Here is a 23,070-nt window from a genome sequence, read left to right as displayed (position 1 = left end):
AGAATTACATTTTCGTGAATTTCTCGTTTTTATGCATCTTTACAGAATGTTAAGCATTGCATGGGACGCAACCCCGCTATGCGGCATCGCAGCGGAGTGCGAAAAACCGCACACGCAAATATCAGCCTGTGCGGATTTCCGCACATCACTCGGATCGGAAGTCTTCGGGTCGAATCCCGTGACGTGTCAGCTTGTCGTAAAAGGTTTTACGCGGCAACTTGAGCGCCTTGGCCGCAGCCGTCGCTTGGCCTGCATGTTTGCGCAGGGCTTCGATCAGAAGGGACCGCTCCACTTGAGCCATCTGTTCCGCAAGCCCAAGGGTCTGGTCCTCGGACACATCCCCTAGTCCCAAGGCAAAGCGCATCGCGGCATTCATCAGCGCCCGCGCATTACCCGGCCAATCCTGCGCCATCAGACGCGCGATTGTGTCGGGCGTAATCTCGGGAGCAGTCACGCCCGCCTGCTCGGCCGCCTGCGCGACGTATTGGCGAAAGATGATCGGAATATCCTCGGGGCGCTCTCGCAGACCAGGAATGTATACCCGCACCCCTTCGAGCCGATAATACAGATCGCTACTAAACTCGCCCTTGGACACCATATCGTCCAGATCACGAGTACAGCCCGCCAGAATGCGCGGCGCTGGCGTTTCCAACCGCTGCGCCAAAGCGAACTGGGTTTCCTGCGGAAGCAAGCTGATCTCGTCCAGAAACAGGCTACCACCCTCGGCCTTGTCCAGCGCACGCTCTAGCTCTTCGACGCTGAGTGCGGCGGCAGAGCGTTTCTCGAACGGTTTGCGGGCATTCGGGGACAGCAAGTGGATCACCTCGGCGCATTTCGGAACGCCGGTGCCAGGGGCCCCAGTGACCAAAACATCCGCCCCCGTTGCGGCCACCGCCCGTACATGAGACCGTAGCGTTTCCACAGCCGCCGATTTGCCAAAGATCATACGGGCTGCGGGATCGCCCTGTACCAACTGCTCTTTCAGGCTGCGGTTCTCGATCACCAATTCGCGGCTCGCAAGCGCGCGCTCCAGAACCGCAAGCAGATCCTTGGCCGCGCATGGCTTTTCTAGGAAGTCAAAAGCTCCTGCGCCCATGGCCTTGACCGCCATTGGAATGTCGCCTTCGCCAGTCAACAGGATCACCGGCAGTTCCGCATCCTGCCCCCGCGCATAGTCCAGCAGATAGAACCCATCGCGCCCCGACATGCGGATATCCGACAGGATCACACCCTGAAAATCGCGGGTGATCATATCTTTGGCCGCGACAAAAGATCCGCAGAGTGTCGGCTCGAAGCCCCCCAGATCCAGCGTCTGCCCCAATGCCTCGCGCACGGCAGCGTCATCTTCGACGACCAGAACGGAACGGATCATAATGTGCTATCCTCTTGCCATGGCTGCAATTCGACGGTGAACAGAGCGCCGCCTTCGGGGGCGTTCTCGCCCCGTATCATGCCGCCGAAGCTCTGGACCAGACCATAAGAGATGGACAGGCCCAGCCCCATGCCTTCGGACGCGCCAACCTCTTTGGTCGAATAAAAGGGGTCAAAGATCTTTTCCGGCGCCTCGATGCCCGGCCCCGTATCCGCTAGGCAAAGCGTCACCTTGCCCGGCTCTCGCGTGACAGAGATCGACAGGCACTGAAAGGTCTGCCCCACCATTGCGTCCAAGGCGTTCGAGATCAGGTTCAATACCACCTGCTGCAAGCGTACCTCGCCGCCCCGAACCAAGACCGGCGTCTCTCTTTCAGACCATACCAGCGAGACGCCTTCGCGCTCCATCCGCGCTTCGGACAATTCCAACGCGCTGCGGATCACGCCCGTCAAATCGACCCGCCCTACGGGCTCTTTCTCTTGGCGCGCAAAAGCGCGCAGGTTTTTGATAATACGCCCCATCCGGTGCGCCATATCCGAAATCCGGTCCAGATTGGCGCGCGCCTCGGGCACACGGTCCCGCTCGAGGTAAAGCGCGGCATTCTCGGCAAAGCTTTGAACTGCCATTAAGGGCTGGTTCAGTTCGTGACTGATGCCAGCGGACATCTTGCCCAAGGCGCTGAGCTTACCCGCCTGAACCAGATCAGCCTGCGCGCGCTCCAATTCGGCGGTGCGCTGCGCGACCCTCTCTTCCAGCCGTTGGTTTACCAAAGTCAGGGTCCGTCGCCGCTCTGTCGCCAAGAATAACAGCGCACCGAAGGCCAGAAGGATCGCAGCAACGACGGCGGCCTGCAGGCTGGCTAGCTTCGCGGCAGGAGCAATATCCACCAGCGCCTCGGCCCGCATGCCGATCACGGGCATCTCTTGCACCAAGTGTAAGGCGCGCGCTGGCACATACCGTCCTGCATCCAATGCCCACAGCTCCAGATCGCCGCGTTGTTCCACCGTGTAGGACAGAAAGGGACGCAGGCTTAGCGCTTCGTAGCTGGCACTGCTGCTGGTCTTGCCGGTGCCCCGCTGCAAATACAGCAACTCCTCGCGGTTCGCGATAAAGACGACACCCAAGTCATCAGTGAAAAAGACAACGGGGACACCGCCGCGCCAATCCCTCTCGATCCGCTCGATATCAACCACGACAACGACCACGCCTTGCACGCTGCGATCTATGCCAAAAACGGGCGCCGCATAATAAAAAGCACGGCGTTGGAACCGCGGGCTATAGGCGTGAAAACTTCCCAAAGCGCCGTCCATGGCACGCTGGAAGAAAGGCGCTCCTGACCAGTCGGCCGGGGGCTCACCGATGGCGTTCGACACCACGTGTCCCTCTGCATCCAGCAGGACGACATCCAGCGCCGTCGTTTTGTCCATCGACCTGACGAACAGCTCGTTCAGTCCCTGCTCAAAGACAGGCAAGGTGACCAAAGGATGATCCGCCAGATAAATCCCCAGTTCGCGGTAGCGCTGCAACTCTGCCCGCAGCCGGTCCGAGGCCAGCGCCAAATCCGACCGTCCCCGCTGCGCGATCTGCTCCAATGCTTGGGTGTGCGCATAGCTGTATAACGCGGAGGCAACGCCCCCGACGGCAATCACAAACGCAGCCACGAGGCTGATGCGGCGCCACAATCCTGTGCTCATCTCTTTGTGCTACCAATCTGCCGCGACCTGCGCCAGAGGATTGGCAACATAGGCAGAATGCAAAGAGCACCATTGTCGCGTGCAACAGGCTCTTGCGAAGGGGGGAACAGTTACGCAATGTCACCGCATGTCAGTTTTAGAGCAGTCGCCGACGCAGCCCGCGTTCGTCCAGAACCCCTATCCGTTTTACGAGGCTGCCCGCGCCGCGAGCCCTGTGCACGATTGGCAGGACTACAACATGCCCGCCGCTTTTACGCACGAGGCTGTGGCCGCCCTGCTCAAGGATAAGCGGTTCGGCCGTGAAATCCCCACGGAATTACAGAGCGCCCCTGCCCCGCATCTGACAGACTTTTACCGGATCGAAGACCATTCGATGCTGGAACTCGAAGCCCCGCGTCACACCCGCCTCAGATCGCTCGTGCTTCGGGCCTTTACCAGCCGCCGGATCAAGGGGCTGGGTCCCGAAATTGAACGCCTGAGTCACCACCTGATCGATGAGATGCCCATGGGCGGATGCGATTTGCTGCCAGCCTATTGCGCAATGGTACCGGTGATCGTCATCGCCCGGCTTCTTGGCGTGCCCGAAGGCATGGCGAACCAACTGCTGTCATGGTCCAACGCCATGGTTGGGATGTACCAAGCAGGCCGCACTTACGAAGACGAAGTTGCCGCCAATACCGCCGCCCGAGAATTCGCCTCCTTCATGGAGGACTACATCGCCGACCGCCGCGCGACCCCTGCGGATGATCTGATCTCTGAACTCATCGCGGCCGAGGAAAACGGCCAGCGCCTGACCGTGGACGAAATGATCGCCACCTGCATTCTGCTGCTCAATGCGGGGCACGAGGCGACCGTCCACACCCTAGGAAACGGCGTAAAAACCCTGATCGAGAACAGAATTCCCGTGTCCGCCCTGCAAGCGGACGCGGTTCAGGCCACGGTCGAGGAGATCCTGCGCTACGATCCGCCCCTGCACGTCTTTACGCGTTATGCCTACGAAGATGTGACTCTGTTTGGCTATGATTTCAAACGCGGGCAACAGGTGGCGCTGATGCTGGCCTCGGCAAACCGTGACCCTGCGGCATGGGACGCGCCGGACCGCTTCGACCCGACCCGTTCGGTGAAAACGAACACCAGCTTCGGCGGCGGCATCCACTTCTGCATCGGTGCACCACTGGCGCGCCTAGAGATGCAGATCGCCCTACGGGTGCTGTTCGAGCGTCGCCCCAAGCTGGCGCTGGACGGGGAGCCGGAATATGCGGACGTCTACCACTTCCACGGGCTCAAGGCGTTGAACGTCACCTACTAGAGCGGCAGGGCGGTCGTGCTCTTGATCTCTTCCATCGACAAAAGCGCCGTGACGTTGTGCACGCGCACCTCTGAGATCAGAGCCTGATAAAACTTGTCATAGGCCCGGGCGTTTTCGACCCGCACCTTCAGGATGTAGTCGATATCACCGGCGAGACGGTGCGCCTCTTGGACCTCGGGGCGTTCACGCACGGCGGTCAGGAACTTGTCCTGCCATTCTTTCTCGTGGGCACTCGTCCGGATCAGAACAAAGAAGCAGGCGTCAAAGCCCAGCGCCTCGGGATCGAGCCGCACGGTCTGCGCTCCGATCACGCCAGCATCGCGCAATTTGCGAATTCTGTTCCACACAGGGGTCTTCGAAGACCCCACTTTTTTGGCGATTTCGTCCAGCGACTGGCTCGCATCCTCTTGCAACTCCGAAAGGATTTTCCGGTCTACCTGATCAAGCCGTACGCTCATTCTGCATTTCCCCCGTTTTGGAAAACCTGCGTTCCACTTAGCCCACCAAACGGAACAAACATCCTTATTGGCCGCGACGTATAGGCAGTATGGGGGAAAATTTCCTATGTAAAGACCAAGATCACCCAAACCGGAATCTCTCGAATGGCACAGATGCACGACATTGCAGACCTGAGCAGGACACGCGACGCCGCGACCCGCCTTGCTACACGTGCGAACCGCCACTTTGTTTTGACACAGGAGCTCGCCTGATATGGCCCGCAAATTCACACCCAAGGTCGTGACCGCAAACCACCTGCTGGAAGGAGATGTAATCTACCTGACCGCAGATGACCGCTGGACCCGCCTCATGTGCGAGGCCGAGTTGATCGAGGACGAAGCCCACGCGCAGGTCCGCCTGCTGCACGCTCAGGCCCAGCCCGAGATCACAGTTGGTGCCTATCTGGCCGATGCGGTCGCCGGCGAGAACGGCCCCGAGCCCACCCACTTCCGCGAGGATTTCCGCCGCACCGGACCCTCGAACTACTTCCACGGCAAGCAAGCCGCCAACGCCGAGGTATAAGCGCATGTATAAGTATAACGAATTCGACGCCGCCTTTCTGGCAGAGCGCAATGCCCAGTTCCGCAGCCAGGTTGAGCGCCGCATTGACGGATCGCTGACCGAGGATGAGTTCCGTCCCCTGCGTCTGATGAACGGTGTTTACCTGCAGCTGCACGCGTACATGCTTCGCGTGGCGATCCCCTACGGCACCCTGTCGTCGGACCAGATGCGCCAACTGGCGCTGCTGGCCGAAAAGTGGGACAAAGGCTACGGCCACTTCACCACCCGTCAGAACATCCAGTACAACTGGCCCAAACTGCCTGATATCCCCGATATGCTGGACGCATTGGGCGAGGTTGGCCTGCACGCCATCCAGACCTCGGGCAACACCATCCGCAACGTGACCGCCGACCATTTCGCCGGCGCCGCCAAGGATGAGCTGATCGATCCGCGCCCTGTGGCTGAACTGCTGCGCCAGTGGTCCACCGACCACCCCGAATTCCAGTTCATGCCCCGCAAGTTCAAGATCGCGATCACCGGATCGCCGAGCGACCGCGCTGTGACCAAAGCGCATGACATCGGCCTGCGCGCTGTCGAAAAGAACGGCGAGATCGGCTTCGAAGTCATCGTCGGTGGCGGCCTTGGCCGGACCCCGATGATCGGCAAAGTCATCAACGAGTTCGTCAGCAAAAAAGACCTGCTGCCCTACCTCGAGGCGATCGTGTCCGTCTGGAACATCGAAGGCCGCCGCGACAACAAGTACAAAGCGCGCATCAAAATCACCGTGCACGAGCAGGGTCTGGATACCTTCCGCGAGAAGGTCGAGGCGCGCTATGCTGTGATCCGCGACCAGTTCGGCGGTTTCGACCAGAAGCTGCTGGCGGAGATCGAGCAGCACTTCCTGCCGCCCGCCTTCCGCAACGCCGAAACCACGCCCTACACCGTGGCCTACGACAATGACCCCGTGTTCCGCGCATGGGCCGACACCAACCTGACCGAGCACAAGCAGGCGGACCACGCCATTGTGACCATCTCGATCAAAGAGCACGGCAAGACCCCCGGCGACGCAAGCGCCGACCAGATGCGTCTGATGGCTCATCTGGCGGACAACTACGCCTATGGCGAGCTGCGCATCAGCCACGAGCAGAACGTGATCCTGCCCCACGTGCACAAGTCGGACCTGCCCGCGCTGCACAAGGCTCTGAAAGAGGCTGGCCTTGGCACCGCGAACATTGGTCTGGCTTCGGATATTATCGCCTGCCCCGGCATGGACTACTGCGCACTTGCCACCGCGCGTTCGATCCCGATCGCTCAGCAGATCGCGACTCGCGTCGAAGAGCTGAAAATCGAGCACGAAGTCGGCGAGCTGAAGATCAAGATCTCGGGCTGCATCAACGCATGTGGTCACCACCACGTGGGCCACATCGGCATTCTGGGGCTGGATCGTGCTGGTGTTGAAAACTACCAGGTCACTCTGGGCGGCGATCACACCGAGAACGCAGTGGTTGGCGAACGTGCGGGACCCGGCTTCAGCTATGACCAGATCGTTCCCGCGATCGAGCGTCTGATGCTGGCCTATCTGGAACTGCGCACCTCGGCCGAGGAACGCTTCATCGACGCATATCGGCGTGTGGGCCCCGCCCCCTTCAAGGCTGCGCTCTACCCCGAAGCAGAGGAAAAGGCGAATGCAGCCTGATCGCAAAAGCGATGTTCTGTTCGGCGGCGTGCCTGACGCCGTGCCCGACAAGGGCACGGACGATGCAGAGTTGCGCGCCCGCGTTGCCGAACTGAACGAACGCTACAAACACCACGGGGCGACCTCCGTGCTGGAACAAGCGCTTCAGGATCCCCAAGCGGGGAAACTGGCGCTGGTCTCCAGCTTTGGCGCCGAGTCGGTTGTGCTCTTGCACCTTGTGTCGATCATCGATCGCAGCACGCCTGTGATCTTTATCGACACCCAGATGCTGTTCGCCGAAACGCTGGCCTACCAGTCCGATCTGGCCGAACGTCTGGCGTTCACCGACATGCGCGTTATCCGCGCTGCGGAGTCGGAAATCGCCCGAAACGACCCTGACGGCACCTTGCATCAGTTCAGCACCGATGCGTGCTGCGCCCTGCGCAAGACCGTGCCGCTGGAAAACGCACTGAAAGGGTTTGACGGCTGGATCACTGGCCGCAAACGTTTTCAGGCAGGCACCCGCGCCGCCCTCGATTTCTTCGAGGTCGAAGAGGGCACCGGCCGCATCAAAGTCAATCCTCTGGCCAAATGGGCGCCCGAGGACATCAAGAACTACATGGAAGAAAACCGCCTGCCCCGTCACCCCTTGGTGGCCAAAGGCTATCCGTCGATCGGCTGTGCACCCTGCACCTCGCCGGTCAAAGAAGGCGAAGATCCCCGTGCCGGCCGCTGGCGTGGACAGGACAAAACCGAATGCGGCATCCATTTCGTGAATGGCAAAATGGTCCGCAAAGGAGTGAACGCATGACTGTAATCGTGACCGACGCGGGTTTCGCCGCAGATGACTGGACCGGTGGCTTCGAAGACCGCGCAGATGTGGCGGATTTGGCGTCAGATGCCGATCTAACAGGCATTCAAACCCGCTTTAACGAGCTTGCGCTTATTCGTGTGGCATTTCCCTCCTTTGCAGACGGCCGCGGATTTGGTATCGCACGTCGCTTGAGAGACATGGGCTACACGGGCCGCCTGCGCGCTCAGGGCCATGTTATCGCTGACCAATATGCAATGGCGCGCCGCTGCGGCTTTGATGAGGTTGAAATCAGTTCCGAGCTCGCCGCCCGCCAGCCCGAAGACCAATGGAAGTTCCGCGCCAACTGGCAGGCGCATGACTATCAGTCGCGCCTCCGCGCCAGCTAAGTCACTTTCAAAATTAAGAATGTGTCGCTATGTTTAGGGCGGCAGAGAAAAGAGATACACGATGACCGAACAAACCGCCGTGACCGAGCAACCCGTTTCGAAAGTCATTCTTCCCGATGCGCAGACCGTCACCTCGGTCAAGCACTGGAATGACCGCCTGTTCTCGTTCCGCGTGACGCGCCCCGCGTCGCTACGCTTCCGCTCGGGCGAATTTGTCATGATCGGCCTGATGGGCGATCCGCACCCCGAAACAGGCAAGCAAAAGCCCCTGCTTCGCGCGTACTCCATCGCCTCGCCCGCTTGGGACGAAGAGCTGGAGTTCTACTCGATCAAGGTGCAGGACGGCCCGCTGACCTCGAAACTCCAGCACATCCAGCCCGGCGATCAGATCATTCTGCGCCCCAAGCCCGTGGGCACGCTGGTGCACGACGCCCTGCTTCCCGGCAAGCGTCTGTGGCTGTTCGCGACTGGCACCGGCATCGCGCCGTTCGCTTCGCTGATCCGCGAACCCCAAACTTACGAAGACTACGACCAGATCATCCTGACCCACACCACACGTGAAGTCAGCGAGCTGCAGTACGGCAAAGAACTGGTGGAGTCGGTCCGCAACGACGAACTTCTGTCCGAACTGATGGGCGAAGGGTTCGCGGACAAACTGGTCTACTACCCGACCACAACCCGCGAAGAGAGCCCCAAGATGGGCCGCATCACTGACCTGCTGAAAGACGGCACCGTCTTCAAAGACCTCGGCATCGAGGGCCTCTCGCCCGAGACTGATCGCGGCATGGTCTGCGGCTCCCTGCCCTTCAACAAGGACATCATGGAGATTCTCGAAGGCGCTGGCCTCCGCGAAGGCGCAAACTCCGAGCCCGCTGAATTCGTGGTGGAAAAAGCCTTCGTCGGCTAACGCACAGCCGAACGAAACATCAAAAACCGCGGTCAGGACAGCGTCCCGACCGCGGTTTCTTTTTGCCAAAAAACACTCACGGCGCGGCCATCAACGCCGCCACAAGACCAAAGAAAAAAGCGCGCCCCATAAGGACGCGCTCGCATTCTCTGAACCGGAAATCCGATTACTTGGGAAGCGGACCGATCACCATGATCATCTGGCGACCTTCCATCTTCGGCATATTCTCGACCTTGCCCAGTTCCTTCACGTCAGCGGCGACCCGCTCAAGGAGTTCGCGGCCGAGGTTCTGGTGAGCCATCTCGCGGCCACGGAAGCGCAGGGTCACTTTGACCTTATCGCCCTTCTCCAGGAACTTGAGAACGTTGCGCATTTTCACTTCGTAGTCGTGGGTGTCCGTGTTGGGACGGAACTTCACCTCTTTGACTTCGATGATTTTCTGCTTCTTGCGCGCCTCGGATTCCCGCTTCTGCTGTTCGTACTTGAACTTGCCAAAGTCCATGATCTTGCACACGGGGGGTTTGGCGTTGGGGGAAATCTCCACCAGATCGAGACCCGCTGCAACTGCCATGTCCAAAGCTTTGGCAGGGTGGATCAGGCCTACGTTCTCTCCGTCGGCACCAATCAGGCGAATCTCGGGTCCGCGAATGGCTCCGTTGATACGGGGGCCGGTTTCACGGGTGGGCGGCGCGTTATGCGGTCTGCGTCCTATGGCTGTGTTCCTTCAATCATGAACGGGAAATTGAGTGCGGAAGGTAAGGCCAGACCGTCCGGCTTTCAAGCGGGGATTCGCGAAACCGCCGTGTTTTCTGGGGAAATCACCCCAATCGACAAGAATTGATTGGACAATGGAACCAGCGGGCTCGGGCATACGTTGGGAGGCCATACGAAAGAGAGGATCATATTCATGAAGAATTTGGCAATCGCACTTGTCGCTGTGCTTGTGGCCTTGGGTGTCTACACGCTGTACACGGGTCCGGGCGAAGAAGACATCCGCGAAGGCGTTCAGGAAAATGCAGCCGCCGCCGAAGCCACCATGGATGAAGCCGCCGAGGAAACCGGCGAAGCCGTCTCCGAAGCGGGCGACGCCATTGCAGACGCCGCGAGCAACGCAGCTGACGCTGTATCGGACGCCGCGAACGACGCCGTCGCAGCAACCGGCGAAGCATTGGATGCAGCGGGCAACGCTATCGAAAACGCCTATGAGGACGCCGCAAACAGCGCTCAGGAACTGACCGAAGACGCTGCAATCGCAGCTGAGAACGCAGAAGAAGCGATCGAAGAAACCGCAGCAGACGCAGCCCAGATGGCCGACGCAGCGGGTGAAGAGATCGCAGAAGAAACCAGTGAAGCGGTTGCTGCTTTGGACAACGCCGCTGAAAACGCAGAAGAAGCCGCAGAAGAAGCTGCTGCTGACGCAGCCCAGATGGCCGATGCCGCCGGCGACGAGATCGCAGAAGAAACCGGCGAAGCTGTCGCCGCTTTGGACAGCGCTGCTGAAAACGCGGAAGAAGCCACTGAAGAGGCAGCAGAAGACGTGGCCCAAGCCGCAGACGCAGCCGGTGATGAAATCGCCGAAGAGACTGCCGAAGCGGGCGAGGCGATCGAAAACACCGCCGAGAACGCAGCCGCAGCGACCGCAAATGCGGTGGACGCCGCCGCTGATGAAGCCGAAGAAGGTGCCAACGAACTGCGCGAGGGTGACCTGATCACCACCACCGAAGCTGGCGAAGCTGCTCAGGAAGCGCTCGATTTCGACGAAATCGACGCAGCGACTGCGCAGGCCAACGCAGGCACAGACGAAGAAGGTCTTGAAGCGCTGCTGTCGGTCGAAGGCTTTGATATGGCGCGTGTGATGGACATCATCCAAGGTGCTGATCTGAACGACCTGCAGAAGACAACCCTTGAGGCGGCTCTGGAACAAGCCCAGAATTCGCCCGAGGCACTGGAAGAAGTTCTGGCCCAATTGCGCGGCGCGCTCGACCTGTAAGGCAGACCCATATCAATAACAAAGGCGGCTTCTCGCGAGGCCGCCTTTTTCTATCAGCACTGCGCCCTTGGAACACATCGCGCCGTGGGTATTTTCACCAAGAAAGAGCTGATCAGGACGCCGTTTTCGGTAGCCGACGCGCGCGTGGCTGCGGGCGGGTGGGGATTTCCTTGAGCAAGCCGCCAACCCCCATAGACGCAATATCATCAGAGCTCACGGTGAGCCCGCAAGCAATGCGCGACAAAACCCAGTCGGCCCCGTTCAACGCGGGCGATCTGGCGCACCCGGGCAACCCGATGACGGGCGTGCCGTTCCGCTCCCCAACAAACAGCAGGTTTCCCGGATCAACAGGCATGCCAAAGCGGGTCACCGTTCCGCCCGCCGCGCGCAGGGCCGAGGGTGCCACGTCATTTGGGTCCGAGGTGGCAGAGCCCGTGAGCACAAGGATCAGGTCTGCTGTGCTGGCCGCAATACGCGATGATAGTGGCTCTGTTTTGTGCGGGCAGGTCTGGACCGCCCTCAAGGTCATTCCCAGTGCCTCTAGACGTCCGCGAATGGCGTCTTCGCCTGCAGACCCGGGTCCGCCGGGCACCTCTGTGATAAACAGATCGGCAGTCCCGAGGGTCACTGGTGCAAAATCGATGGACTGCCGCGCGGCTTCGCAGGCGGCATCCAAGTTGGCACCGTTGACCGCGTAGGAAATAATTTTGACCGTCGCGATCATTCCACCCTGCGCCATTTGTTGGAATTCTGGCACGGTGGCGCAAGAGATCATTGGATCGATCCCATTCAACTGCCGGATCGCCTGAGCGTTCAGGACAGCAACCCCCGGCCCCGGCGCAATCAGGTTCACACGGCCGGTGAAGGCATCGGTCCGCAGGACATTCGGGCCTGCCATCGCTTTGGCCAAACGATCAGCCGCAACGTCTTCGGGGATGTCGCCGTGCTCGGGCTTGGCGACAATGATTTGCTCGTGTCCTTCAATGCGCAGGGTTTCGATGTGCTCTTCTGTCAGCACCAAACCTTTGCGCAGGCGCCCCGATGCCGTACCAATCGAATGCGCGAGGATTGCACTAACTGCGTGCTTTAGCGGGACTGGTCCGAATTGCATCAACCAAGCCTCAGCGACGCGATGACCTGCGCCAGAATAGAGACCGCGATCTCTGCAGGACCAGAGGCACCGATATCCATGCCAACCGGCGCGTCAATCCGAGCGATGTTCGCAGCAGAGACGCCCGCCTCGGTCAATCGCTTAACCCGCTTGGCGTGAGTCCGCTTGGATCCCAAGGCCCCGATGTAAAACGCCGGACTGTCAAAACCGCGCATGAGCGCCGGATCGTCCAGTTTCGGGTCGTGGGTCAACAGGACCAAGGCCGTGCGGGCGTGGATGCCGATCAGGTCGATCCCCTCATCCGGCCATTCGGTGACGATACGGGTGTCGGGAAACCGTGCGGCATTCGCAAAGCTTTCGCGGGGGTCCAAAATGATTGGGTCGAACCCAGCGATCCGCGCCATGGGCACCAACGCTTGGGCGATATGGACACCGCCCACGATCACCATCTGCAAGGGCGGATTGTGGACGGCGACAAAAGTGCGCCCGTCCTCTTCGACGCCAGAGCGGTCCATTCGGAAACGCTCCGCATAGCCATCGGTGCTCAGGCGCGGCTCGCCCTCTTCGAGATCCGTCACCAAGGCAACCTGCGTGCGCGCAGCACGGCACGCGACAAGCTCTGCCAACACTTCTTCGGGCAAAGCCGACCCGATGGGCTGCACCAAAACGCGAATTGTTCCGCCACAGGCAAGGCCTACCGCGAACGCATCACCATCGCTGACACCATATTCCAACAGACGCGGCTTACCGTCCTCTAGGGCTTCCATCGCCTCGACGACCACCGCCCCCTCGACGCAGCCCCCAGAGACCGAGCCTGCCATCTCGCCATCGCCCGAAATCGCCAGCATGCTGCCAACGCGGCGGGGCGCACTGCCCCACGTCTCGACCACAGTGGCCAGCGCAGCGCCGCGGCCCGCGCGATGCCACGTCAATGCGCGCTCGGGGATGTCTTCGAAACGGTCTGTCATAGGGGTCCTCCTGCGGGGATCGTGGCACCATCCCGAAGCAGAACGCAAGGGCACCAAAGGTGCAGTTATGCAGAGGTCACGCCCACTTGTCGCCCAAGTCGGCGCGGGCGCGGTCAACCCAATGGTCCTGCAGCCATGCACAGGGACGCGAGTATCGGATCAAAGAGCCTTTGTACCCAGCAATCGCTTCGGGCATTTTGGGGCGTCCATGAAAACACACGACCCGCGCGTTTTCGGGCAGGATCGGATCGCGCAAATAGTTCACGGGCGGCAGACCAAGGCAGTCGTATTTAAAGCTGACCACAAGATCATCGGGAATGTAGGCGAAATCACCCTTTTCCATCGCCTTGTGCGATGTGTAGCGCTGCTCTGACCCGCGCGCCTCTTCGACGACCTTGTAGGTGTCGGTGGCCAGCTCGTTATAAAGGTAGCCGTGCACAGCCGGATCGTAGCGGAACACGCTGCCATGGCCGGTCGGGCGGCCCTTGCGCTTTTCTGTCCAGTCATGGCGCATGGCGACCTTGCCCGGGGCCATCTCCCAGATCGGGGTTAGATCGCCGGTGATCACCACATCCAGATCAAAGCCCAAGATCGGCCCCTGCAGATCAGGGATCAGACCGGACCGGAACAAAGAGGTTTTGCGCATCGCGCCTTGGCGGTTTGCCACAGCGAGCGCCGCGTCCATTTCCGCCTGATACGGCTCGGACGGCAGGTCCAAAACTTCGATATCGGGGTGAAAGCCTTCGGAATGTTCTGTCATGCAGAAAAACCGGACGGGCAGGTTCAGGTTCCGGCGCACACCGGAATAGAGCCGGTTCACATATTCAGGGCCAAACAAGGTGCCCCATTTGATGCAGATAATGTTGGCCGGCTGCATGATCGCCCCGCTGATGGTCCGTGATGATCAGCGGCTTATCGTGGCGGGGCGCATTTGGCAAATCACGCGGGCAGAGACTCGAGATGATCGCGCAACAGGCGGGCGTTGCGGATGTTTGCTTTGAACCCGACGTCCAGCAGGTCGCCGACCAAGGGAAACAGGCCAATGAACCAGTCCAGAATCATGTTCCAGACCATCTTGGCCAGCAAACCGATAGAGGCGCCGGACCCATGGGCCAACCCCAGAATATAAAGCGACGGGATCAGCGCCACCGTATCCCCGACCCCAGGAACGAGACCCAGAATAGAGTCCCACCCGAACCGGATCGACGTGCCGGGCACGCGAAAGGCGCGGTCCATCAACCGCGCCATGCGCTCGGCTCTCTCAAGCCGTCTTATTTGATTTTCGTCGATCATGCGTGGCGATGATCCGGACCCACAGTCGCGATGACGTAGACGGCGTGGACGATACCGGGGATGTAGCCCAGCAGGGTCAGCAGAATGTTGATCCAGAAGGATTTACCGATACCCACCTGCAGAAAAACACCCAGCGGGGGCAGGAAGATTGCGACGATAATGCGAATGATATCCATGACTTCTTGTCCTTTCGGGGTTGCGTTCGTGTCTTGCAGAGACAACCACGCAAGCCCCAAAAGGTTCCGAAAATCTTAGGCGCTGAGTGGCAGGCGCGCCTCGACCATGCCAACGAACCAGCTGCAACCCGCTGGGATAATCTCGTCGTTGAAGTCATATTCGGGGTGGTGCACGGGCGCGCTGTCACCGTTCCCGACAAGGATGTAGGCCCCGGGTCGTTCCTCCAGCATATAGGCGAAATCCTCGCCCCCCATGATCAGTGGTGCCTCGTCACACTGACCAGTCAAGGACCGCGCCACATCCGCCGCATAAACCGTGTTTTCGTCCGCGTTCACCATGACCGGATAGCCGTGGTAGATCTTCACCTCTGCCACTGCCCCCAAGGCCGCTGCCGATTGGGTGGCCACCGCTTTTATCCGCTCTTCGGTCTGGTGGCGCACCTCTTTGTCCAAGGTGCGGAACGTGCCCTTCATCGTGACCTCTTCGGGGATCACATTGAACGCTTTGGAGCTGCTCTCGATCGAGGTGACAGAGACCACCACCTGATGCACAGGGTCCACAGAGCGAGAGGCGATCGTCTGCATGGCCGTCACCACATGAGACGCGGTCACGATCGGGTCGGTGGTTTCATGGGGTTTCGCCGCGTGCCCACCGCGCCCATGAATGATAATTTCGAACTGGTCCGTCGCGGCAAAGAACCCGCCTGGACGGATCGCGAACTTGCCCGCAGGAATGCCGGGCCAGTTGTGCATGCCGTAGACCTCTTCGATGCCGAAACGGAACATCAGCCCGTCCTCGCACATCTCGCGGCCGCCACCGCCGCCCTCTTCGGCGGGTTGAAAGATCACAACAGCAGTGCCCGCAAAATTCCGCGTCTCGGCCAGATATTTCGCGGCCCCCAGTAGCATCGAAGTATGCCCGTCATGCCCACAAGCGTGCATCTTGCCGGGGTTCTGGCTGGCATAGGGTTTGCCCGTCGCCTCTAGGATCGGCAAGGCATCCATGTCCGCGCGCAGACCAACCGTCCGCCCCTCTTCACGGCCCTTGATGATGCCGACAACGCCCGTCCGGCCAATCCCCGTCACGACCTCGTCACAGCCAAATTCCTTTAGCTTGTCCGCCACGGTGTCGGCGGTCCGGTGCACGTCGAACAGCAACTCTGGATTGGCGTGGAAATCCCGACGCCACGCGGTGATCTCTGGCAACATTTCGGCAAACCGATTCTTCAGCGGCATAACGCTCTCCGATTTAGTCTGGGGCAAAGCTACGCCCGCAGAGCGCGACTTCCAGTGTTCGGGGCAGAAAAGGACAGTCCCACTGCCCCGCCCCTGCTTCTGACAACCACCATCACCCGAGCCGAAGGCCATCACAACGCTTGTCCTGCGCAGCATCGCGCAATCGGAACAGTTTCCCACATGGACTCCTCGACCCCATAGTGTAAAGCCTTGCCAGACTGTTAATGCCCAAGCATTTGAGAACAGAATTCCGAATTTCCGAAAGGGTGCGCGATGTTTGAACAACTGGGACTGGGGGACATCACCCCGCGCGAAGCCAGCGTCTGGCTGGCACTTGCAGTAGGTCTGCTCTTTGGCCTCTTGGCAGAGCCGACCCGTTTCTGTTTCCGCCGCGCCGTCGCTGGCCCCCGTGCAGAGCGCCGCTCGGCAGGTGGTCTGTGGCTCTGGGCTCTGGGTTTTGCGATCCTTGGCACCCAAGGCGCCGTCATGGCAGGCCTGATTGATTTCGGCGGCCACCGCTACACGACCACTGCCCTGCCCATTCTGGCGCTCGTCTTTGGCGGCTTGGCCTTTGGCATCGGCATGGTCCTGACCCGCGGCTGCATCACCCGCCTGACGATCCTGAGCGCCACCGGCAACCTGCGTGCGCTGGTCGTTATGGTAGTGTTTGCCATCGTCGCCCACGCCACACTCAAAGGCGTCTTGGCCCCCCTGCGTCTGTCACTGGGAAGCGTCACAGTCGAGCCTGGCATCAGCACCCTGTCCGACCTGCCCGGCGGCGCTCTGGTCTGGAGCCTGCTGATCGCTGTGCCCGCGCTGGCCTACGGAATCACGGCCCGTATCAAGCCTCTGACCCTTATCGCCGGCGCAATCCTCGGCCTGCTGATCCCCGCTGCTTGGGTCGGCACCGGCTATGTGCTGCTGGACGAGTTTGACCCGATTGCGCTCGAAAGCCTCGCCTTCACTGCTCCCATGGCCGACAGCCTGTTCTACGTGATCGCCAGCACGGCTGTCTCGCCGAGCTTTGGTGGCGGCGTGGTCGCGGGCGTTCTGATCGGCGCGCTGGTTGCAAGCCTGATCGGTCGCCGCTTTGCATGGCAGAGCTTTGACAGCCCCGCGCAGATGGGCCGTTACCTAACCGGGGGCGCACTGATGGGCGTTGGCGGTGTTCTGGCGGGCGGCTGCACCATCGGCGCAGGTCTGTCGGGCGTGCCCACCTTGGGGCTGGCCGCGATCATCGCGATCCTGTCCATCGCAGCAGGCGGCGCGATTGCCGCCCGCTCCGTGGACCGCACTAGTGCACTTGGTTCCGGATACGCCGGATCATCAGATACACAATCACTACAACCGGCAGAGTGACCAAAGCCGTCAGCTCGGTCTTTTCCAGATGGACCAGCTTGCCTACAGGGGCGAGCAGATAAGTCGCCAAGCTGACCGCATAATAGCTGATCGCCACGACCGACAGGCCCTCGACAGTCTCTTGCAGACGCAGTTGCAGGTCGGCGCGGCGATCCATGCTTTCGAGCAGCGCTTGGTTCTGGGCCGAACGGTCCACATCCACACGGGTCTGCAGCAGTTGCGCAGCGCGGATCGCGCGATCCGACATGGTGGCCAAGCGCCGTTCCGTCGACTTCACCGTCCGCATCGCAGGGTCGTACCGCCGCATCATGAACTCGGCAAAGGTCTGACGCCCCCACACCCGCGCCTCGCGCAGCACCTCGATCCTTTGATTTACAATCGCCTCATAGGCCCCTGTTGCCCCGAACCGGAACGCAGCCTGCGTTTGCAGGCTCTCTAGCTCGGCAGAGATCGTCAGTAGCGAATGCAGGGTCTCTTCGGGTTTGTCATGGGTCGCGCTGCTCATGTCCGACATCAAGCGGGTCAGACGCGCGTCCACCTCTCCCAGCTGGTCAGACATCGCGCGCACCCGCGCCAGCCCCAGCATCGACATACTCTTGTAGGTCTCGATCTCGCACAGGCGCTGCAAGATGCGCCCGATCCGGCGCTCCCCCGTATGCTCGGCGGGGAAGATCACGAACCGCATATGCCCCGCAGGATCGATTCGGAAATCGCCCGCGATGGTCGCTGCGTTGTCCAAAACGGTACTGATCGCCATGCTTTCTGCCACGAACCAGTCGTCGCATTTGCGCTGCATCTCCTCGGGCGATCCCTCGGGCTCGATTCGCACCATCGCAGAGGTCACGCGCACACCCGGCGCATCGTTCAGCCAGCCTTCGGGGAATACCTCGAAATCCGCGGGGTCAAAGGGACGCTCCCCCAGCCCTTCGAGAAAGACCGTAAAGGTCATGAACTCGGTGTGCTGTTCCCATTTCAGGATGTGTTTGCCAATCTGCCCCGACCAATGGGTCGCGCCCGGTTGCGGATGGGGGGCCCCATAACGGTCAAGCAGCGCAAGCAGATGATCCCGATCCTGCGACTTGTCGCGACTGGCCGCATCCTTTTGCTTCTTTACCGCCAGGAAAATCGCGCGGCACGGCGCCGCCAACATTGGAAACGGGCGGGCATGCAATTCGTTCGCTAAGGCGTAACGCAGCGGGTGATCGGAAATGGTAGTCATCAGCGAACCTTTTATCTTTCTATGCAAGCTACCGATTTCCGGCCGCCTTACAAGAAAATAGTTCGCATTTTCAGTGGGTTATATGTGCGCAACTGTATACCGAAGCTCAAATGGCAGCCCGCACACCCCTAAGTGTTTATTTATGCGCGAAAAACGGGTCGCGTCCGCCAGGGTGCGACCGATTGCTGCGCACACGGACTTCTGCCAGAACCGCGTTAGGCGCGATCCGCGCCAGTGTCTGGATGTCGGGCGCGCGGGGCATAATCAGCTCGCGGGTTTCACCGCCATTCTCCGCCAACACAATCACGTATTCCTGCTGCAGGTCAGGCACAACAGGCGCAGCAGCGCGGCGCTCTTCGATGCGGTTCAACAGTGCATAAGATACGGACATATCGAGTTCCTACTTCCAATCCTCAGTGGCCCAAAAACGGGGGCGGAACTCGCAATTGCACGGTCTGCGGCGACCCTTTAACGATGTCATCTTCGTCGGACATGCACGGTAGTTTGTCCTACCATTCTTCATAACGCCTGTCCGGCTGCCTGTTTTAGACTATTGGATGTATCCACTTCTGCAATTACACAATCTTGCAATCCTTGCTTTGCGCGTGTCTCAGACTGAGACTTTTCCCTTTTTTGATTGAGGTCAAAGACCTTACTGCCCAAGCCTTAGGCGCGAAAAAGGCCGCTCCCGTCTCCGGAAGCGGCCTAAATTTACTAACCAATCGGTTAGTAATTACTTCAGCATCGGCAGCAGGCTGTCGATCGACGCCTTCGCATCGCCGTAGAACATACGGGTGTTCTCTTTGTAGAAGAGCGGGTTTTCGATGCCCGAGTAGCCAGTACCCTGACCACGCTTGGACACGAACACCTGCTTGGCCTTCCAGCATTCCAGAACCGGCATGCCGGCGATGGGGCTGTTGGGATCTTCTTGTGCGGCAGGGTTCACGATGTCGTTCGAGCCGATGACGATGACAACATCGGTCTCGGGGAAGTCGTCGTTGATCTCTTCCATCTCCAGAACGATGTCGTACGGCACTTTGGCCTCTGCGAGCAGAACGTTCATGTGACCGGGCAGACGACCTGCAACGGGGTGGATCGCGAAACGCACCTCTTTGCCAGCCGCACGCAGCTTGCGGGTCATTTCCGAAACCGACTGCTGCGCCTGAGCCACCGCCATGCCGTAGCCGGGGATGATGATGACGCTGTCTGCTTCGTTCAGAGCGGTGGCAACACCGTCTGCGTCGATTGCAATCTGCTCGCCCTCGACTTCCATCGCAGGACCAGAGGTGCCGCCAAAGCCACCAAGGATAACGCTGATGAACGAACGGTTCATCGCCTTACACATGATGTACGACAGGATCGCACCGGACGAACCAACCAGCGCACCCACAACGATCAGCAGGTCGTTGCCAAGGCTGAAGCCGATCGCAGCCGCGGCCCAACCCGAGTACGAGTTCAGCATCGAAACCACAACGGGCATGTCCGCGCCGCCGATACCCATGATCAGGTGGTAGCCGATGAACAGCGCCAGCAGGGTCATGATGAACAGCGGGAAGAAGCCACCGGTGCCAAAGTACCAGAACAGGCAGAGCAGCGAGATAACCGCAGCGCTTGCGTTCAGGATGTGGCCACCGGGCAGCTTGGTTGCCGCCGACGATACTTTGCCCGCCAGCTTGCCGTATGCGATCACCGAACCGGTAAAGGTCACAGCACCGATGAAGATACCAAGGAACAGCTCAACACGCAGGATGTTCAGCTCGACCGGCGACTTGTGCGCGATCAGATCGGCAAAGGCACCAGACACGTCACCACCCGCAACAGCGTTCATGGTGATGTGCGCGTTAAAGCCGACAAACACAGCCGCAAGACCCACCAGCGAGTGCATCGCAGCAACCAGCTGGGGCATCTCGGTCATCTGGACGCGCTTGGCGACCACAAAGCCGATGGCACCGCCCGCCGCGACGAGGATCAGCGACAGCAGCCACAGACCCGAACCTGGGCCGACCAGCGTTGCGAAAACCGCCAGCGCCATGCCGACGATACCGTACCACACAGCGCGCTTTGCGCTTTCCTGACCGGACAGACCGCCCAGCGACAGGATAAAGAGGATGGCCGCGACGACGTATGCCGCCGTAGTGAAACCAAAGTCCATAATCGTCTACTCCTTACGATTTCTGGAACATGGCGAGCATGCGCCGTGTCACGAGGAAGCCGCCAAAGATGTTGATGCCAGCCATAAAGACCGACAGCGCGGCAAGGAGGATCACCAAGAACGAGCCCGAACCGATTTGCATCAGCGCGCCCAGAATGATGATCGACGAGATCGCGTTGGTCACAGCCATCAGCGGAGTGTGCAGAGAGTGGCTGACGTTCCAGATGACCTGGAAACCGATAAAGACCGACAGAACGAACACGATGAAGTGCTGCATGAAGCTTGCAGGCGCCACCAGACCAACAGCCAGCAAGAGCAGGCCACCAACGGCCAGCAGCGTCACTTGGGTCTTGGTCTCTTTCTTGAATGCCGCGACTTCGGCTGCACGCTTTTCTTCGGGCGTCAGTTCCGGCGTCTTTTCCTTGGGCTTCTGGGCCGCGATGGCCTTCACCTTGGGCGGCGGCGGCGGGAAGGTGATCTCGCCCTCGTGAGTCACGGTCGCACCGCGGATCACGTCGTCTTCCATGTTGTGGTTCGGCTGACCGTCCTTTTCAGGGGTCAGGTCGGTCATCATGTGACGGATGTTGGTCGAGTACAGGGTCGACGCCTGTGTCGCCATACGGCTGGGGAAGTCGGTGTAGCCGATGATGACAACGCCATTGTCGGAAACAACGCGCTGGTCCTTTTCGGTCAGCTCGCAGTTACCGCCCTTTTCGGCTGCAAGGTCAACCACGACCGAGCCGGGCTTCATCATCTCGACCATGTCCTTGGTCCACAGGACAGGTGCATCACGGCCCGGAATCAGAGCGGTGGTGATGACGATGTCCATCTCGGGCGCAAGTTCACGGAACTTCTTCAGCTGGGCTTCACGGAACTCGGGGCTCGAAGGAGCCGCGTAGCCGCCGGTGGCCGCGCCGTCCTGTGTCTCTTCTGCGAAATCCAGATAGACGAACTCGGCACCCATGGATTCGATCTGCTCGGCCACTTCGGGGCGCACGTCGAACGCATAGGTCATCGCACCGAGGCTGGTCGAGGTCCCGATCGCGGCCAGACCGGCCACACCGGCGCCAACGATCAGCACTTTCGCGGGGGGCACTTTACCCGCCGCAGTCACCTGACCGGTGAAGAAGCGGCCAAAGTTGTTACCCGCTTCGATAACCGCGCGGTAACCGGCGATGTTTGCCATCGACGACAGGGCGTCCATCTTCTGTGCGCGGCTGATGCGGGGCACCATGTCCATCGCGATGACGCTTGCGCCTTTGGATTTGCACAGCTCCAGCATCTCTGCGTTCTGCGCAGGCCAGAAGAAGCTGATCAGCGTTTTGTCAGCGCTCAGGCGCTTGGCTTCGGTTTCGTTGGGTTCACGAACCTTGGCAATGATGTCCGCGGCTTTGAACAGCTGCGCCGCGGTGGGCAGAATTTCGACACCCGCCGCTTCGTACGCTGCATCGGAGAAGCCAGCGGCCTCACCAGCGCCGGTTTCGATGGCACACTCGTACCCCAGCTTTTGCAGCTGAAGTGCCGAGTCCGGAGTCATCGCAACGCGACGCTCCCCCTCGAACACTTCTTTTGGTGTTCCGATTTTCACAGGTATAGTCCCCCTTCACTTAACGTAAACCACCTCTGGAAGAGGTTATTACGGATAGATTTCGTGTAACTTGCGCAAGATTATTTCACAAGCACGCAATTTTCATGATCATTATGATTGAAACTTCGTCAGATCCATCTGCGGGTTTTAAGACAATATCGCGCGTATTCCGCCCTGAACTTTCGCCTTAGACGATCCTCCTCGGGAATGACAAAGCGACGTTCAATCACCCAGACAAAGACTGGCAAGAGGGTTAGCGCTAGCACCGCATCAAACCGCAGAATAAACCCTGCCAAAATCAACATATCCCCCACGTAGATGGGATTTCGAGAGCGCCTGAAGATGCCGGAGGTGACCAGATGATCCGCCTCTTGGTGGGGAATCACTGTCGTCCGTTTGCTGCGCATCTCATAGATCGCCAGCGCCAGCAGGATCAGGCCCCCGCCGATCAACACGCCCGCCACCAGCTGCGCCCATTGCCCGCCAAAGGTCAGCCACATCGGCTCGATCTGACCGATCACATAGGCTGCAACAATAGCAGCCAGCAGCCACACCGGTGGCATATCGATCCACTGAACCGGATTGCGCAATCTGACCTCCCTCTTCTTCTCAACGCTCGCGCAGTCTTGCCGCATGGCAGCATGGGTGCAAGTCAGACCATCGGATCGTGGCGTAAGGTCGCAATTCCGTGACTGTAATGCATCTTTTTTCGCAGATTGTTGCGGTCAGCGCCTATGCCCAGCGGGGCACGTGCCGCCGCGTCCCCTCTTGCGGGTCCCTTGTCCTCGGGTCACCATCCACCCCCAGACGCCAAAGGAGCTT

The 23,070-nt window shown here is 60.1% G+C and carries 23 protein-coding genes; 8 read left to right on the top strand and 15 right to left on the bottom strand.

The features are described 5' to 3' along the window. Positions 1 to 145 precede the first annotated feature (145 nt). Positions 146 to 1,372 (bottom strand): sigma-54 dependent transcriptional regulator, encoded by a 1,227-nt coding sequence (locus tag N4A58_RS07675; RefSeq protein ID WP_293708710.1) that lies wholly within the window; start codon positions 1,370 to 1,372, stop codon positions 146 to 148. Next, the gene (locus tag N4A58_RS07670; RefSeq protein WP_293708708.1) at positions 1,369 to 3,066 is read right to left on the bottom strand and encodes an ATP-binding protein; all 1,698 of its coding nucleotides are present in this window, start codon (positions 3,064 to 3,066) and stop codon (positions 1,369 to 1,371) included. The genes N4A58_RS07675 and N4A58_RS07670 overlap by 4 nt, the downstream gene beginning before the upstream one ends. Positions 3,067 to 3,193: 127 nt before the next feature. Between N4A58_RS07670 and N4A58_RS07665 the strand changes: the two genes are divergently transcribed. After that, positions 3,194 to 4,375, top strand: a complete 1,182-nt coding sequence (locus tag N4A58_RS07665) for a cytochrome P450 (RefSeq protein WP_293708707.1) — start codon at positions 3,194 to 3,196, stop codon at positions 4,373 to 4,375. Here N4A58_RS07665 and N4A58_RS07660 read toward each other — a convergent pair. After that, positions 4,372 to 4,833: an Lrp/AsnC family transcriptional regulator gene (locus N4A58_RS07660; protein ID WP_072707130.1), complete on the bottom strand. Its 462-nt coding sequence runs from the start codon at positions 4,831 to 4,833 to the stop codon at positions 4,372 to 4,374. The genes N4A58_RS07665 and N4A58_RS07660 overlap by 4 nt on opposite strands. A 253-nt stretch (positions 4,834 to 5,086) precedes the next feature. On the opposite strand from N4A58_RS07660, the gene N4A58_RS07655 reads away from it, so the two are divergent. The 5 genes from N4A58_RS07655 (at position 5,087) to N4A58_RS07635 (ending at position 9,156) form a co-directional block, all read left to right on the top strand. Continuing rightward, a complete protein-coding gene (locus N4A58_RS07655) occupies positions 5,087 to 5,395 on the top strand; it encodes a DUF2849 domain-containing protein (protein WP_072707131.1) in 309 nt (102 codons plus the stop codon). A 4-nt stretch (positions 5,396 to 5,399) separates the two neighbouring features. Further along, the gene (locus tag N4A58_RS07650; RefSeq protein ID WP_293708704.1) at positions 5,400 to 7,070 is read left to right on the top strand and encodes a nitrite/sulfite reductase; all 1,671 of its coding nucleotides are present in this window, start codon (positions 5,400 to 5,402) and stop codon (positions 7,068 to 7,070) included. Continuing rightward, complete coding sequence (locus N4A58_RS07645; RefSeq protein WP_293708702.1) at positions 7,060 to 7,860, top strand: phosphoadenylyl-sulfate reductase; 801 nt, start codon at positions 7,060 to 7,062, stop codon at positions 7,858 to 7,860. Before N4A58_RS07650 ends, N4A58_RS07645 begins: the two co-directional genes overlap by 11 nt. Continuing rightward, positions 7,857 to 8,249 carry a DUF934 domain-containing protein gene (locus N4A58_RS07640; RefSeq protein WP_072707133.1) on the top strand — a complete coding sequence of 131 codons (393 nt, stop codon included), beginning with the start codon at positions 7,857 to 7,859 and terminating at the stop codon, positions 8,247 to 8,249. The genes N4A58_RS07645 and N4A58_RS07640 overlap by 4 nt, the downstream gene beginning before the upstream one ends. 61 nt (positions 8,250 to 8,310) lie before the next feature. Beyond that, complete coding sequence (locus N4A58_RS07635) at positions 8,311 to 9,156, top strand: ferredoxin--NADP reductase (RefSeq protein WP_293708697.1); 846 nt, start codon at positions 8,311 to 8,313, stop codon at positions 9,154 to 9,156. Between the two features lie 166 nt (positions 9,157 to 9,322). On the opposite strand, the gene infC is transcribed toward N4A58_RS07635, so the two are convergent. Next, positions 9,323 to 9,817, bottom strand: a complete 495-nt coding sequence (gene infC / locus N4A58_RS07630; RefSeq protein ID WP_367176934.1) for a translation initiation factor IF-3 — start codon at positions 9,815 to 9,817, stop codon at positions 9,323 to 9,325. Between the two features lie 246 nt (positions 9,818 to 10,063). Between infC and N4A58_RS07625 the strand changes: the two genes are divergently transcribed. Continuing rightward, positions 10,064 to 11,146 (top strand): hypothetical protein, encoded by a 1,083-nt coding sequence (locus N4A58_RS07625; protein ID WP_293708695.1) that lies wholly within the window; start codon positions 10,064 to 10,066, stop codon positions 11,144 to 11,146. 112 nt (positions 11,147 to 11,258) lie between these two features. Here the strand turns inward: N4A58_RS07625 and N4A58_RS07620 are convergent, their stop codons facing one another. From N4A58_RS07620 to N4A58_RS07595, 6 genes are all read right to left on the bottom strand, one after another. Then, positions 11,259 to 12,257, bottom strand: coding sequence for a molybdopterin-binding protein (locus N4A58_RS07620; protein ID WP_293708693.1), 999 nt, complete (start codon positions 12,255 to 12,257; stop codon positions 11,259 to 11,261). Beyond that, a complete protein-coding gene (locus N4A58_RS07615; protein WP_293708691.1) occupies positions 12,257 to 13,225 on the bottom strand; it encodes an XdhC family protein in 969 nt (322 codons plus the stop codon). Before N4A58_RS07615 ends, N4A58_RS07620 begins: the two co-directional genes overlap by 1 nt. 76 nt (positions 13,226 to 13,301) lie before the next feature. Then, the gene (locus N4A58_RS07610) at positions 13,302 to 14,105 is read right to left on the bottom strand and encodes a glycosyl transferase (RefSeq protein ID WP_293709286.1); all 804 of its coding nucleotides are present in this window, start codon (positions 14,103 to 14,105) and stop codon (positions 13,302 to 13,304) included. Between the two features lie 59 nt (positions 14,106 to 14,164). Further along, positions 14,165 to 14,518, bottom strand: a complete 354-nt coding sequence (locus N4A58_RS07605) for a DUF4112 domain-containing protein (RefSeq protein WP_293708689.1) — start codon at positions 14,516 to 14,518, stop codon at positions 14,165 to 14,167. Beyond that, a complete protein-coding gene (locus N4A58_RS07600; RefSeq protein WP_072707141.1) occupies positions 14,515 to 14,694 on the bottom strand; it encodes a YqaE/Pmp3 family membrane protein in 180 nt (59 codons plus the stop codon). Before N4A58_RS07600 ends, N4A58_RS07605 begins: the two co-directional genes overlap by 4 nt. Before the next feature lie 75 nt (positions 14,695 to 14,769). Then, positions 14,770 to 15,930 (bottom strand): M20 aminoacylase family protein, encoded by a 1,161-nt coding sequence (locus N4A58_RS07595; RefSeq protein WP_293708685.1) that lies wholly within the window; start codon positions 15,928 to 15,930, stop codon positions 14,770 to 14,772. A gap of 273 nt (positions 15,931 to 16,203) precedes the next feature. Between N4A58_RS07595 and N4A58_RS07590 the strand changes: the two genes are divergently transcribed. Beyond that, the gene (locus tag N4A58_RS07590; RefSeq protein WP_293708683.1) at positions 16,204 to 17,289 is read left to right on the top strand and encodes a YeeE/YedE family protein; all 1,086 of its coding nucleotides are present in this window, start codon (positions 16,204 to 16,206) and stop codon (positions 17,287 to 17,289) included. Here the strand turns inward: N4A58_RS07590 and N4A58_RS07585 are convergent. The 5 genes from N4A58_RS07585 to N4A58_RS07565 form a co-directional block, all read right to left on the bottom strand. Further along, positions 17,225 to 18,508: a DUF3422 family protein gene (locus N4A58_RS07585; RefSeq protein ID WP_293708681.1), complete on the bottom strand. Its 1,284-nt coding sequence runs from the start codon at positions 18,506 to 18,508 to the stop codon at positions 17,225 to 17,227. The two genes, N4A58_RS07590 and N4A58_RS07585, sit on opposite strands and share 65 nt — an antisense overlap. Before the next feature lie 136 nt (positions 18,509 to 18,644). Next, entirely contained in the window at positions 18,645 to 18,899 is a 255-nt protein-coding gene (locus tag N4A58_RS07580) for a hypothetical protein (RefSeq protein WP_072707145.1), read from the bottom strand. Between the two features lie 342 nt (positions 18,900 to 19,241). Further along, the gene (locus N4A58_RS07575) at positions 19,242 to 20,660 is read right to left on the bottom strand and encodes an NAD(P)(+) transhydrogenase (Re/Si-specific) subunit beta (protein ID WP_293708679.1); all 1,419 of its coding nucleotides are present in this window, start codon (positions 20,658 to 20,660) and stop codon (positions 19,242 to 19,244) included. Between the two features lie 13 nt (positions 20,661 to 20,673). Further along, positions 20,674 to 22,248, bottom strand: a complete 1,575-nt coding sequence (locus N4A58_RS07570; protein ID WP_293708677.1) for a Re/Si-specific NAD(P)(+) transhydrogenase subunit alpha — start codon at positions 22,246 to 22,248, stop codon at positions 20,674 to 20,676. A 128-nt stretch (positions 22,249 to 22,376) separates the two neighbouring features. After that, positions 22,377 to 22,838 carry an isoprenylcysteine carboxylmethyltransferase family protein gene (locus tag N4A58_RS07565; RefSeq protein WP_367176814.1) on the bottom strand — a complete coding sequence of 154 codons (462 nt, stop codon included), beginning with the start codon at positions 22,836 to 22,838 and terminating at the stop codon, positions 22,377 to 22,379. Between the last annotated feature and the right edge of the window lie 232 nt (positions 22,839 to 23,070).

Source organism: Donghicola sp. (assembly GCF_025210255.1).
Lineage (GTDB): Bacteria > Pseudomonadota > Alphaproteobacteria > Rhodobacterales > Rhodobacteraceae > Donghicola > Donghicola eburneus.
Note: the sequence above shows the minus strand (reverse complement) of the source record. Positions and strands in the feature narration are given on the sequence as shown.